Origin of the sequence: Curtobacterium sp. C1, from assembly GCF_021049325.1 — a bacterium.
Lineage (GTDB): Bacteria > Actinomycetota > Actinomycetes > Actinomycetales > Microbacteriaceae > Curtobacterium > Curtobacterium citreum.
Genome location: NZ_CP088076.1, coordinates 564,407 through 576,795, shown reverse-complemented (window position 1 = coordinate 576,795; position 12,389 = coordinate 564,407). Strand labels below are relative to the sequence as shown.

The following is a 12,389-nucleotide window of genomic DNA, read 5'->3' as shown; positions in this document are numbered from 1 at the left end:
AACGTTGGTTCGGTCAGGGATGCTCGGGTTGCTCGTGGGCCACGGGGTTGGCGGTGCCGTCGGCGGCTGCGGACTGCTCGGCTGCGGCGCAGCGCTCGCAGATGCCCCAGTAGGTGACCTCAGCCGTCGTGACGGCGAATCCGTGCGTCTCGGACGGGGTCAGGCAGGGTGCGTGACCGACCGCGCAGTCGACGTCCTGCACCGCACCGCACATCGTGCAGACGACGTGGTGGTGGTTGTCGCCCGTCCGCCGCTCGTACCGCGCCGGACTGCCGGCCGGCTCGATCCGCCGCACGAGTCCGGCGCCGGTGAGGGCCCCCAGCACGCCGTACACCGCCTGGTGGCTCGTCGTCGGGAGCTCGGCGGCGAGCGCCGTGAGGACGTCGTCGGCGGTGGCGTGCGGCATCGTGCCGAGGGAACGCAGGACGGCCAGGCGCGGGTTCGTCACCCGCAGGCCCGCGGTGCGCAGGAGTTCCGCGTCGGTGTCCATCCCGCCCCCTCATCGGTCACTGTCTTGCATCGGTCAAGACAACCGTAGCGGTCCACCGTCCCGTGCCGCGAGCACCGGCCGGGTCCGCGCGTGTCGTCACGATCGGGTCGCGATCAGCTGGGACGCGGCTGGACCGGGCGGGAGCGCCGGTACGGTCCCTCCATGGGGGCAACAGCGGGAACACTCGTCCGGCAGGCGATCGCGCAGCGGGACCTGGTCGTCGACCTCGTCCGGACCGCGTGCGTGGTCCTCGTCGTGGTGGTCCACATCACGATGGTCGGCGTCGCGGTCGGCCCCGACGGCATCGCGGTGACGAGCCCGTTGCAGGAGGCACCGTGGTACGTCGCCGCCACGTGGGTCGGGCAGGTGATGCCGCTGTTCTTCGTCGTCGGCGGGTTCGCCAGCGCGGTGGGGTGGCGGAGCACCGTCGCGCGGGGCGGTGGGGCTCGGGACTTCGTCGCGACCCGGCTCGTGCGACTGTTCCGCCCGGCGATCCCGCTGTTCCTCGTGCTCGCGGTCGCCCTCGGTACCGCGACCGCCCTCGGCACGCCGCCGGAGCTCCTCGGCGAGGTCGCGTTCGGCATCGGCTCCCCGCTCTGGTTCCTCGCCGCGTACGGCATCACCCAGTGCTGCGTCCCCCTCAGGGCGCGGCTGCACGCCCGGGCTCCGTGGCGGACCCTCGGTGCACTGCTCGTGCTCGCCGCGGCGGTCGACGCGGTCCGGTTCGCCACCGGCGTCGCGGAGGTCGGGCTGCTCAACCTCGGTCCGGTGTGGCTCTTCGCGCAGCAGCTCGGCTTCCTGTGGGCGGACGGCTGGTTCGCCCGGCGCTCCCGGCTCGTGCTCGTCGGCGGAGCGGTGGCCGGCTACGTGGCGCTCGTCCCCCTCACCTCGGTCGGGCTCTGGGCGCCGGACATGCTGCAGGACCTCAACCCGCCGATGCTCCCGCTGGCGTTCCTCGCGGTCGCGCAGGCGTGCCTCGTGCAGCTCGTCCACGGTCCGCTCTCACGGCTCGTGCGGACCCGGGGCGCCCAGGCCGCCGTGTTCGTGGTCGGCCGGGACGGCATGGTGGTCTACCTCTGGCACCTGCCGCTGTTCATCGCCCTGAACGGCATCGCCCTGCTCCTCGGTGCGCCGTTCCCCGAGCCCGGCTCCGCGGTGTGGTGGGCGACCCGGCCGGTGGCGCTCGTGGTGGTGCTCGCCGTCGCGATCGGGATCGCCCGTGTGCTCCGGTGGTTCGATCGACCGCTCCCCCGCCTCGTGCCCGGCACGGACCGTCCGGGATGGCCCGTCCTGGCCGTCGCGGCGCTCTGCACGATCGGACCGGCCTTCGCGGTGATGCAGCTGCACCTGTCGCTCGGGACCGCCGTGGTCGGCGCGGTGCTCGTACCGCTCGGGGTCGTGCTGCTCGGGCGCACCGTGCGGCTGAACTGATCCTCACCGCGCCGGGGCTCGTCCGCGGGCACACCCCGACGTCGACGGCAGAGGATGGCGGGGCACCGACCACGCTCTGTTCTCCCCCGGAGGTTCCCCACGCCGCAGCCCGCCGAGTTCTGGAGCACGTGGCAGTTCGATCCCCTCGCCGCCGTGCTGCTCGCCGTCGCCGCCGTCGCGTACGGGTGGTGGATCGTCGGAGTACGCCGTCGGGGTGCACGCTGGTCCGGCTGGCGGACGCTGTCGTTCCTGCTCGCGCTCGTGCTGTTCGGGCTGCTGCAGTTCGGCGTGGTCGGGCGGTACGACCAGCTGCTCCGCTGGGCCTTCACCCTCCGGCTCGCCCTGCTCTTCTTCGCCGTCCCGACGTTCGCCGCCCTCGCCGCACCGGTGTCGCTGCTGCGGCTCGGCGGCCCTGGACGCCTGGCACGGCTCGCCGACCGTGCGATGGGGTCCCGTCCGATCCGGGTCCTCGGCAACGCGATCGTCGCCCCGGTCGTCGGACTCGTGCTGTTCGCGGTGCTGCTGACCCCGCTCGCGGCGACCATCCGGGAGTCCTCGGCGTGGGCGGTCGCGATCACCGTCCTCGTGCCCGTGCTCGGCTTCGGGTTGCTCGCGCCGCTGTCCGAGCCGGGCGTGCTGCGGAGCTCGACGTTCGTCACGGTCGAGTTCCTGCTCGCCTTCGTGGAGCTCCTGCTCGACGCGGTCCCCGGCATCGTGATGCGCGTGACGAACCACGTGCTCGACGGTTCCCTCGTGCACGTCGTCGGGCAGCCGTGGTTCCCGAACCCCCTCGAGGACCAGCACCTCGCCGGCGACCTGCTGTGGTTCATCGCCGAGGTGGCCGACGTCCCCGTCCTCATCATGCTGTTCATCCGGTGGCAGCGGACCGACCGCCGCGAAGCCCGGTCCGTCGACGCGCTCTCCGACGAGGAGATGGAGGCGCTCACCCGCGAGCACCTGCAGCGGCGCGGCTGAGCCCGGTGCGGTGGTGGCGCTGGCGAGCGGGAGCCGCCCCCACGCAGGACCGGCCCCGCACGCCCCGTGATCGGGGGCGGCGCGGGGCCGGGCTGGGCCGCGCAGGGATCGGCGCAGCGCGGGTCAGGCGTCCGCGTGACGACCGTGGTGGTCGGTGGCCGCCAGCTCCTCCTCCGCGGTGGCCGGCGCCGGAGCCGCAGCGTGCGCCCCCGCACCGACCTTCTCGGCCTCGGGCTGCGTCGGCACCGCCCCGGTCTGCTGCCACTGCACGGTCTGCTTCGGCTTCGCCAGGAACAGGGCCGCGACGATCGCCACGACGAGCACCAGGGCCGGCAGCACGAGCGACTGCCCCATCGCGGTGGCGAACGGCTGCTGCAGGAACGCCGGCAGCGCACCGACCTGCTGCTCGGCGCCGCCGCCCGACGTCGAGCCGGCACCGGACGGGAAGTTCGCCGTGATCCGGGCCTCGATCAGCGCCGCGATCCCCGCGGAGCCGAGCACCGCACCGATCTGCCGGGTGGTGTTGTAGACGCCCGACCCGGCACCCGCGAGCGCCGGCGGCAGGTTCCGCGTCGCGGAGACCGAGAGCGGCCCCCACATGCACGCGTTCGCGAGCCCGAGCAGCGCACTCGGCAGCAGCGTCCAGCCCCAGTCGGCACCGGACCACAGGAGCGACCCGAACCAGAAGAGGGCGCCGGAGAAGCAGGCGAGACCGAACGCCCCGACCCACCGCGGGTTCCACTTGTTCAGGTTCTTGCCGACGAGCGGCGCGAGCCCGGCGGAGATGACGGCCTGCGGCACGAGGAGCAGCGCGGCCTGGGTCGGGGTGAAGCGGAGCACGTCCTGCGCCCACAGCATGATCGGGAGCGCGAACGACGAGATCGCGACGCCCACCGCGGTGATCGCGATGTTCGCGAGCGTGAAGTTGCGGTCCTTGAACAGCCCGAGGGGCAGCAGCGGCTCGCCCTTCTGCGTGCCCTGCCACACGACGAACGCGGCGAGGACGACGATCCCGGTGATGATGAGCGACCAGACGGAGATCGGCCCGGTGATGGTGCCCCAGTCGTAGGTCTCGCCCTCCTGGATGCCGAAGACGAGCAGGAACATGCCGACGGCGGACAGCACGATGCCGAGGTAGTCGAAGCGGTGCCCGCGACGCTCGAAGGTCGGGACGAACCGCTGCGCGAGCACGAACGCGACGATGCCGACGGGGACGTTCACGAAGAAGATCCACTCCCAGCCGAAGCCGTCGACGAGCAGGCCGCCGACGATCGGGCCGACGAGCGAGGCGACACCGGCGACGGCGCCCCACAGGCCCATCGCAGCGCCGCGGTTCTGCGGCGGGAAGATGCGCGTGATGACGGCCATCGTCTGCGGGGTCATCATGGCGGCGCCCAGGCCCTGCACGACGCGGGCGATGATGAGCACCACGATCGAGCCGGCCAGGCCGCACCACAGGCTGGCGAGCGTGAAGACGACGAGCCCGACCTGGTACAGCACCTTCGGGCCGAAGCGGTCGCCGAGCCGGCCGGTGATGAGCAGCGGCACCGCGTACGCGAGCAGGTAGGCGCTGGTCACCCAGATCACGGCGTTGATGTCCGCGTCGAGCGCCGAGGCGATGGTGGGGGTCGCGACCGACACGATGGTCGAGTCGACGAGGATCATGAAGAACCCGACGACGAGGGCCCAGAGCGCGGGCCAGGGCTTCTTCTCGTGCGTCGTCGGGGCGCCAGTGGTGGTGGCGGAGGTCATCGAGTGTGTTCCTTGCTGCTGGTGGTGGTGTCGGGGAGGACTGGGTCGGTCCAGGGGACGGCGCCGTTCCGGAGGCGTTCCGTCGTGGCGCGGAGCCACTCGATCTGGGCGGTCAGCATGGCACGGACGTACGACACGTCCAGCCAGTACCGCTCGGGCAGGTCCTTGCCGCGGACGACGTCGAGGATCTCGTCGGCCTCGTCCCGCTGCCGCTCGAGCGCGTGCACCCGCCGGTCGAGCGCGTCGACGGCCTCGGCGAGGGGCAGGTTCTCGACCTCGGCGAGCGCCAGGTGGAACACCGGGTACTCGTCGGCAGGGTCGGCGAGCATGCCGACCAGGCCGTCGTGCAGCACCGTCCACCCGCTCTCGGTGATCGCGTAGGTGGTGCGTTCCGGTCGGTTGCCCTCGCGGTCGGTGCCGACGACCTCGGCGAGGCCGAGCTCCACGAGGCGGCCGACCTGGTGGTAAAGAGTGCCCGGTCGGACCTTGACGTTCCGCCCGTCGCGCCGGTGGGTCATCGTCTGGAACATCTCGTACGGGTGCGTGGGGCCCTCTGCGAGGAGCCCGAGCGCGGCGAACGCGAGCGGCGTGAGCGACGCCATCCGTGCCTCCAGTCCGACATGACGGATTGCTCCGTCCCGATCATTCGACTTGGAATATACGCCTTGGAGCAGCCGTCGGCAACCAAATGGGCGCGTTCTCCACAGGCGCGCACCGCGCACGTGCAGTTCCACACAGGAGGCACGGTGCGGTCCCGGCGCGTCGCGCGCGGACCGTAGACTGGTCGCGTCCCACCCAACCCACCCAAGCGCTGGAGTGAACACGTGCCAACCATCGTCGTCGAGGTCATGCCCAAGGCTGAGATCCTCGATCCCCAGGGCAAGGCGGTGGGCAACGCGCTCGCCCGTCTCGGCAAGGCCGACCTGACCGACGTCCGCATCGGCAAGCGCTTCGAGATCGCCGTCGACGGCCCCGTCGACGACGCGAAGCTGGCCGAGGTCCGCGAGATCGCGGCCGACGTCTTCTCGAACGCCGTGATCGAGGACGTCGTCTCGGTCACCGTCGCCGAGCAGGCGTGAGCCGCATGCGGATCGGCGTCATCACCTTCCCCGGCTCGCTCGACGACCGCGACGCCCAGCGCGCGGTCCGGCTGGCCGGCGGCGAACCCGTCGCGCTCTGGCACGGCGACCACGACCTGCAGGGGGTCGAGGCGATCATCCTCCCCGGCGGGTTCTCGTACGGCGACTACCTGCGTGCCGGTGCGATCGCGGCGAAGGCCCCGATCATGGCCGAGGTCGTCGACGCCGCCGGCAAGGGCATGCCCGTGCTCGGCATCTGCAACGGCTTCCAGATGCTGGCCGAGGCACGGCTGGTCCCGGGCGCGCACACCCGGAACGCTCACCAGCAGTTCATCCGGCGCGACCAGAAGCTCCGCGTCGAGAACGCCGGCACCGCGTGGACCTCGGGCTTCGACGCCCAGCAGGAGATCACCATCCCGCTGAAGAACGCCGACGGCCGCTTCGTCGCGGACGCCGACGAGATCAAGCGCATCGAGGACAACGGTCAGGTCGTGTTCCGCTACGTCGGCGTGAACCCGAACGGGTCGATCGACGACATCGCGGGCGTCTCGAACGAGCGCGGCAACGTCGTCGGGCTGATGCCCCACCCCGAGCACGCGACGGAGCCCGGGTTCGGCCCGGACACCCCCGCGGCGATGGCCTCCGGCACGGACGGCCTCACCTTCTTCACCTCCGTGATCGAGTCGACGCTGGTCAAGTGACCGCGGCCACGACTCCAGTGACAGGGAACGACAACACCGTGACGACCCACGCTCGCCCGAAGCCCGACACCGTCCAGGACGCCGCCGCGACGCCCGACAAGGAGCAGCCGTACGAGGCCCTCGGGCTCAAGGCCGACGAGTACGCGAAGATCCGCGAGATCCTGGGCCGCCGCCCCACCTCGGGCGAGCTCGCGATGTACTCCGTGATGTGGTCGGAGCACTGCTCGTACAAGTCGAGCAAGAACTACCTGCGGCAGTTCGGCAAGAAGGTCACGCCGGAGATGACCAAGAACCTCATGGTCGGCATGGGCGAGAACGCCGGTGTCGTCGACGTGGGCAACGGCTGGGCGGTGACCTTCAAGGTCGAGTCGCACAACCACCCGTCCTACGTCGAGCCGTACCAGGGCGCCGCGACCGGTGTCGGTGGCATCGTCCGCGACATCATCTCGATGGGCGCGCGTCCGGTCGCCGTGATGGACCAGCTCCGCTTCGGCGCGATCGACCACGAGGACACCGCCCGCGTCGTGCACGGTGTCGTCGGCGGCATCTCGTTCTACGGCAACTGCCTCGGCCTGCCGAACATCGGCGGCGAGACCTACTTCGACCCGGTGTACCAGGGCAACCCGCTGGTGAACGCCCTCGCGGTCGGTGTCCTGCGGCACGAGGACCTGCACCTGGCGAACGCCTCGGGCGCGGGCAACAAGGTCGTGCTCTTCGGTGCCCGCACGGGTGGCGACGGCATCGGCGGCGCGTCGATCCTGGCGTCCGACACCTTCACCGAGGGCGGCCCGACCAAGCGTCCGGCGGTCCAGGTCGGCGACCCCTTCGCCGAGAAGGTGCTCATCGAGTGCTGCCTCGAGCTGTTCCAGAAGGAACTGGTCGAGGGCATCCAGGACCTCGGCGCCGCCGGGATCTCGTGCGCTACGTCGGAGCTCGCGAGCAACGGCGACGGCGGCATGCACATCTCGCTCGACGACGTGCTGCTCCGCGACCCCACGCTGACGGCAGAGGAGATCCTCATGTCGGAGAGCCAGGAGCGCATGATGGCCGTCGTCCGTCCCGAGAAGCTCGACGAGTTCCTCGCGGTCGTCGGCAAGTGGGAGGTCGAGACCAGCGTCCTGGGCGAGGTCACCGGCACCGGCCGTCTCGTCATCGACTGGCAGGGCCAGGAGATCGTCAACGTCGACCCGCGCACCGTGGCCGTCGACGGGCCCGTGTACGACCGCCCGGTCGCCTACCCGACGTGGATCGACGCCCTGCAGGCCGACACCGCAGCCTCGCTCGACCGTCCGACCGACGGCCCGGCGCTCAAGGCGCAGTTCCTGCAGCTGCTCGGTTCGCCGAACCTGGCGTCGAAGAACTGGGTCACCAACCAGTACGACACCTACGTGCTCGGCAACACCGCGCTGTCCTTCCCCGACGACGGCGGCATGATCCGCGTCGACGAGGAGACCGGACTCGGCGTCGCCATCGCGACCGACGCCAACGGCCGGTACTGCCAGCTCGACCCGAAGCAGGGCGCACGGCTGGCCCTGGCCGAGGCGTACCGGAACGTCGCCGTCACCGGTGCCGTCCCGGCCGCGGTCACCGACTGCCTGAACTTCGGCTCCCCCGAGAACCCCGAGGTCATGTGGCAGTTCTCCGAGGCGGTCGAGGGCCTGGCGGACGGCTGCATGGAGCTCGGCATCCCGGTCACCGGCGGCAACGTGTCGTTCTACAACCAGACCGGCACCACCCCGATCCACCCGACCCCCGTCGTCGGCGTGCTCGGCATCATCGACGACGTCGCGCTGCGGGTGCCCTCGGGTTGGCAGGACGACGGCCACAACATCTACCTGCTCGGCACGACGAGCCTGGAGCTCGACGGGTCGGCGTGGGCCGGCACGGTGCACGGGCACCTCGGCGGACGCCCGCCGGCGGTGGACCTCGAGCGCGAGAAGGCCCTGGCGGAGCTGCTGTACGCGGCCTCCGGCGAGCAGCTGCTGACCAGCGCCCACGATCTGGCGGACGGCGGCCTCGGCCAGGCCCTCGCCGAGTCGGTGCTGCGGTTCGGCCTCGGCGCCCGGGTGGTGCTCGACGAGCTCGAGGCCCGCGACGGCGTCGACACCGCGACCGCACTGTTCTCGGAGTCGACCGGCCGCGTCATCGTGACCGTCCGGCGCGAGGACGACGTGCGCTTCCAGGGCCTGTGCGAGGGCCGGGGCTTCCCGGTGCTGCGCATCGGCGTGACCGACGCCGCGTCGGGCACGCTCGAGGTCCAGGGCGCGTTCGAGGCAACGCTCGACGAGCTCCGCGGCACGCACGCCGCGACGCTGCCGGCGCGTTTCGGCGACGTCATCACCGAGGACGTGACCGAGGGCTACGTCGGCCGCGGCCCGCTCGACACCGACGGCGCGTTCTCGCCGCGGGCCGACAGCTGATGTCGATCCGGCGGACGGCAGCGGCGGTGGTCGCCCCCGGCCCGGTCACCCGGGTCGCGCGGTGATCGTCACCCTGCCGTTCGCCGAGCTCGTCGACCGCTTCGGCCCCGTGCCGGACGGCGTCGAGCTCGACGTGTGGGACGTCGAGGGCCCGTACGGCCGCCCCGACGAGGTGGCCCTCACGCTGCTGCCGTTCTACTTCGGCGGACGGCACCGCTGGCAGTACGTGCACGAGCTGCCGAACCTGCGGCTGCTGCAGCTCCCGAGCGCCGGCTACGAGCACGCGGTGCCGCACGTCCCGGAGCACGCCGAGCTCGCGAACGGCCGCGGCATCCACGACGACGAGACCGCCGAGCTCGCGGTCGGGCTCGCGCTGACCTCGCTGCGGGAGATCGCGGCGTTCCAGTCCGACCGTGCCGCCGGGGTGTGGGATGCACGGCAGACCCGCTCCCTCGCGGACCGTCGCGTCACCGTGGTCGGCTACGGGGCGATCGGCGCCGCGATCGCGACCCGGTTCGAGGCGATGCGGTGCCCGGTGACCGTCGTCGCACGGACGGCTCGGGAGCAGGACGGTCGGCAGGTGCACGCCTTCGGCGACCTGCCGTCCCTCGCCGCCGACACGGACGTCCTCGTGCTCATCACCCCGCTGACCGACGAGACCGAACGGCTCGTCGACTCGGACCTGCTCGCCGCGCTGCCGGACGGTGCCCTCGTGGTGAACGTCGCCCGCGGCAAGGTCGTCGACACCGACGCCCTGGTGGCGGAACTCACCTCGGGCCGTCTGAGTGCGGCGCTCGACGTCACCGACCCCGAACCGCTGCCGGCCGGACACCCGCTGTGGACGACGCCGAACACCGTGCTCACGCCGCACGTCGGCGGCAACACCGACCTCAGCGTGCCGCGCACCCTCGAGCTGGTGCGGCAGCAGGTCACCGCGCTGGCCGAGGGCAGCCCCTTCCGGAACGTCATCCCCCGCTGACCGGCGAGGCCGCCGTCGGGCGTCGCGCCGTCGCGAGACTCGCCTCCGCGGGCGGTTCCGCGGGTCGGCGGCCGAGAAAGCGCCCGCCGAGCCGAGTCTCTGGCCGCGCCGCGCCGCCGCTCAGTCGATCGGCAGCGCCATGCCCAGGCTCGGCGCCACGTCCTCGAACCCGAGCGACCGGTAGAGCCGCTGCCCGGGCGGATCCCCGACGAGCGTGATGTAGGCCCCTCGGGGCGCTCGCGCGCGGACGTCCGCGACGAGCCACTCGACGACCGCACGTCCGAGTCCGCGGCGCTGGTGCGCGGGATCGGTGGCGATGTCCGCGATGTGGAAGTACCACCCGCCGTCCCCGATGGTGCGGCCCATCGCGACCGGCACACCCTCGGGGTCCACGACGTGGCACGCCGACCACGACCCGGCGATCGCCCCGGCACCCTGCTCGGGCTCCTTCGGCGACAGTCCCGAGTCCCGTCGGAGGCGCAGGTAGTCGTCGAGCGGGGGCGGACCCACGACGAGCCCGTATCCGTCGGCGAGGGGCCCATCGGCGAGGGGCCCGTCGGCGAGCGATCCCCCGGACACGGTCAGCCCTGCGCCGACGGTGCGATCGGCAGGACGCACGCCGGGCTCCCGACGGCGATCTGCGCCACGGGTCCGCCGGGCACGCCGTCCTCGCCCACGGGCAGCACCGCCACGGCGTCCGACATCTGGTTCGCGACGAGCAGGAACCCGGGGACCTGCGCGAAGTGCCGCGGCCACACCCCGCCCGAGGAAGCACTGCCGACCACGGCGAGCCCGTCCCCGTCGGTGTCCAGCACGACGATCAGGTCCCGGCCACGGACGGCGACGAGCACCCGCCCGGCGTCGTCGACCTCGATGTGGGACAGGAGCGACTCCCCCACCGGCCCTTCGAAGGTCGCGGCCGAGCCGATGGGCACGAGCGACCCGGAGTCGTCCCGGCGGAGTCGGTACACGCGCCCGTCGAGCTCGCCCGCGACGATCAGGTCGTCGCCGAGCCACACCATGTGCCGCGGCCCGACCCCGGGACCGAGGTGGTGCACGCGGACCAGGTCGATCGCGGGCTCGTCCGTCACGCGGAACTCGTGCAGCGCGTCACCGCCGAGGTCCGCCACCAGCACGGTGCCGTCGGGCGTCCCGATGGACTGGTGTGCGTGCGGCCCCTCCTGCCGGTCCTCGACGGGACCCTCGACGTCGGGCAGCACGCCGGTGACGATCGCGGAGTCCGGCACGACGACGCGGTCCCCCAGCCCGTGCGGCTCGGCGGAGCCCGGAGCGACGGAGCTGCCGTCGAGCACCGCGGACGCGTGCGCCTCCGCTGCCGCGAGCCCGATCGCCGTGACCGTCCCGGAGACGTAGTTCGTGACGACGAGCGCGCCGGACGGGTCGACCCGGACGTGACAGGGGGCGTCGCCGCCGGCGGTCGCGTCCCAGCGGTGCTCGAGCGCTCCGTCGGCGTAGCGGAAGGCCGAGACGCTGCCGTCGGCGGTCTCGGACACGGCGTACACCCGGTCGCCGTCGGCAGCGAGGAACGACGGATCGTCCATCACGGCCGCGGTGTGGGCTGTGGTGCCGTGCACGATCGAGATGCCCGTCGCCGACCCGCCACCCGTCGCCGTGTACGACCCCACGAGCACGTGCAGGTCGTCGAGCACAGCCAGGTCGTCGAGCGCCCCGGACTCGCTCACTTCGCGCCGCCCGCGATGCGCTCGTGGTGGTGGATGACCTCGGCGACGATGAAGTTCAGGAACTTCTCCGCGAACGCCGGGTCGAGGTGCGACTCCGCCGCGAGCTGCCGGAGCCGGGCGACCTGGACCTGCTCACGGTTCGGGTCGGCGGCGGGCATGCCGGCCGAGGCCTTGAGGTACCCGACGCGCTGCGTGTACTTGAACCGCTCCGCGAGCATGTGGATCACGGCGGCGTCGATGTTGTCGATGCTCTGCCGGATGCTCGTCAGCTCGGCGACTGCATCGTCGTGGACGGGCGTGGACTCGTCGGCACTCATGGCCCGAGCCTACCGGCGGTGCCCCGCTTCGAGGGCTGCGTGACGGGCGGACACGAGCACCTCCCCCGGGCTGCGAGAATGGAGGCCATGTCGGTCCTGCTCGTGATCTCGAGCGTGTGTGCGGTCCTCGCGGGCCTCGTCCACGTGTACATCTTCTTCCTCGAGTCCGTCGCCTGGACCAGCCCCCGCGTGCGCCGTGTCTTCGGCATCGCGAGCGAGACCGAGACGCAGGCCACCCGCGCCCTCGCGTTCAACCAGGGCTTCTACAACCTGTTCCTCGCGATCGGTGCGATCGTCGGCGTCGCCCTGGTCGCGGTCGGCAACGGCGCCACCGGCTGGCCGCTCGTCGTGTTCTCGACCGTGAGCATGCTCGGCGCCGCCGTGGTCCTGGCGGGAACGGGGCGCCGGTACCTCAACTCGGCGTTCGTGCAGGGCTCGCTGCCGCTGATCGCCCTCATCTTCGCGTTCCTCGGCTCGACCTTCCCCGCGTCCTAGCCCGACGCGCGCCCGACACCGCGCCCCAGCCCGACGCGCGCGGGACG

Annotated in this window: 13 protein-coding genes; 7 read left to right on the top strand and 6 right to left on the bottom strand. The window is 72.3% G+C overall.

All coding sequences use genetic code 11. The features are described 5' to 3' along the window. Positions 1-13: 13 nt before the first annotated feature. Positions 14-490, bottom strand: coding sequence for a Fur family transcriptional regulator (locus LQK89_RS02940; RefSeq protein ID WP_231050146.1), 477 nt, complete (start codon positions 488-490; stop codon positions 14-16). Between the two features lie 162 nt (positions 491-652). Between LQK89_RS02940 and LQK89_RS02935 the strand changes: the two genes are divergently transcribed. Together LQK89_RS02935 and LQK89_RS02930 are read left to right on the top strand one after the other, a co-directional pair. Beyond that, a complete protein-coding gene (locus tag LQK89_RS02935; RefSeq protein WP_231050145.1) occupies positions 653-1,921 on the top strand; it encodes an acyltransferase family protein in 1,269 nt (422 codons plus the stop codon). A 153-nt stretch (positions 1,922-2,074) separates the two neighbouring features. Beyond that, a complete protein-coding gene (locus LQK89_RS02930; RefSeq protein ID WP_231050144.1) occupies positions 2,075-2,896 on the top strand; it encodes a cytochrome c oxidase assembly protein in 822 nt (273 codons plus the stop codon). A gap of 123 nt (positions 2,897-3,019) precedes the next feature. Here LQK89_RS02930 and LQK89_RS02925 read toward each other — a convergent pair whose 3' ends face one another. Then, positions 3,020-4,648, bottom strand: coding sequence for a DHA2 family efflux MFS transporter permease subunit (locus tag LQK89_RS02925; protein ID WP_231050143.1), 1,629 nt, complete (start codon positions 4,646-4,648; stop codon positions 3,020-3,022). Further along, positions 4,645-5,250 (bottom strand): PadR family transcriptional regulator, encoded by a 606-nt coding sequence (locus LQK89_RS02920; protein ID WP_144802945.1) that lies wholly within the window; start codon positions 5,248-5,250, stop codon positions 4,645-4,647. Before LQK89_RS02920 ends, LQK89_RS02925 begins: the two co-directional genes overlap by 4 nt. A 222-nt stretch (positions 5,251-5,472) precedes the next feature. Between LQK89_RS02920 and purS the strand changes: the two genes are divergently transcribed. The 4 genes from purS to LQK89_RS02900 all read left to right on the top strand — a co-directional run bounded on the left by purS (position 5,473) and on the right by LQK89_RS02900 (position 9,827). Beyond that, positions 5,473-5,727 (top strand): phosphoribosylformylglycinamidine synthase subunit PurS, encoded by a 255-nt coding sequence (gene purS, locus LQK89_RS02915; RefSeq protein WP_114850231.1) that lies wholly within the window; start codon positions 5,473-5,475, stop codon positions 5,725-5,727. A 5-nt stretch (positions 5,728-5,732) separates the two neighbouring features. Then, the gene (gene purQ, locus LQK89_RS02910; protein ID WP_175326768.1) at positions 5,733-6,428 is read left to right on the top strand and encodes a phosphoribosylformylglycinamidine synthase subunit PurQ; all 696 of its coding nucleotides are present in this window, start codon (positions 5,733-5,735) and stop codon (positions 6,426-6,428) included. Positions 6,429-6,466: 38 nt separating this feature from the next. Then, on the top strand, positions 6,467-8,848 hold the full coding sequence (gene purL, locus LQK89_RS02905) for a phosphoribosylformylglycinamidine synthase subunit PurL (protein WP_231050142.1): 2,382 nt from the start codon (positions 6,467-6,469) through the stop codon (positions 8,846-8,848). Positions 8,849-8,909: 61 nt separating this feature from the next. Next, positions 8,910-9,827 carry a 2-hydroxyacid dehydrogenase gene (locus LQK89_RS02900; RefSeq protein WP_231050141.1) on the top strand — a complete coding sequence of 306 codons (918 nt, stop codon included), beginning with the start codon at positions 8,910-8,912 and terminating at the stop codon, positions 9,825-9,827. A gap of 120 nt (positions 9,828-9,947) precedes the next feature. On the opposite strand, the gene LQK89_RS02895 is transcribed toward LQK89_RS02900, so the two are convergent. The 3 genes from LQK89_RS02895 to LQK89_RS02885 form a co-directional block, all read right to left on the bottom strand. Next, positions 9,948-10,337 carry a GNAT family N-acetyltransferase gene (locus LQK89_RS02895; protein WP_231050140.1) on the bottom strand — a complete coding sequence of 130 codons (390 nt, stop codon included), beginning with the start codon at positions 10,335-10,337 and terminating at the stop codon, positions 9,948-9,950. Between the two features lie 71 nt (positions 10,338-10,408). After that, a complete protein-coding gene (locus tag LQK89_RS02890; RefSeq protein ID WP_231050139.1) occupies positions 10,409-11,530 on the bottom strand; it encodes a lactonase family protein in 1,122 nt (373 codons plus the stop codon). After that, the gene (locus tag LQK89_RS02885) at positions 11,527-11,847 is read right to left on the bottom strand and encodes a chorismate mutase (RefSeq protein ID WP_144802956.1); all 321 of its coding nucleotides are present in this window, start codon (positions 11,845-11,847) and stop codon (positions 11,527-11,529) included. Before LQK89_RS02885 ends, LQK89_RS02890 begins: the two co-directional genes overlap by 4 nt. A gap of 87 nt (positions 11,848-11,934) precedes the next feature. Here LQK89_RS02885 and LQK89_RS02880 point away from each other — a divergent pair, with 87 nt between their 5' ends. Continuing rightward, positions 11,935-12,342 (top strand): DUF1304 domain-containing protein, encoded by a 408-nt coding sequence (locus LQK89_RS02880; protein WP_231050138.1) that lies wholly within the window; start codon positions 11,935-11,937, stop codon positions 12,340-12,342. Positions 12,343-12,389: the final 47 nt, after the last annotated feature.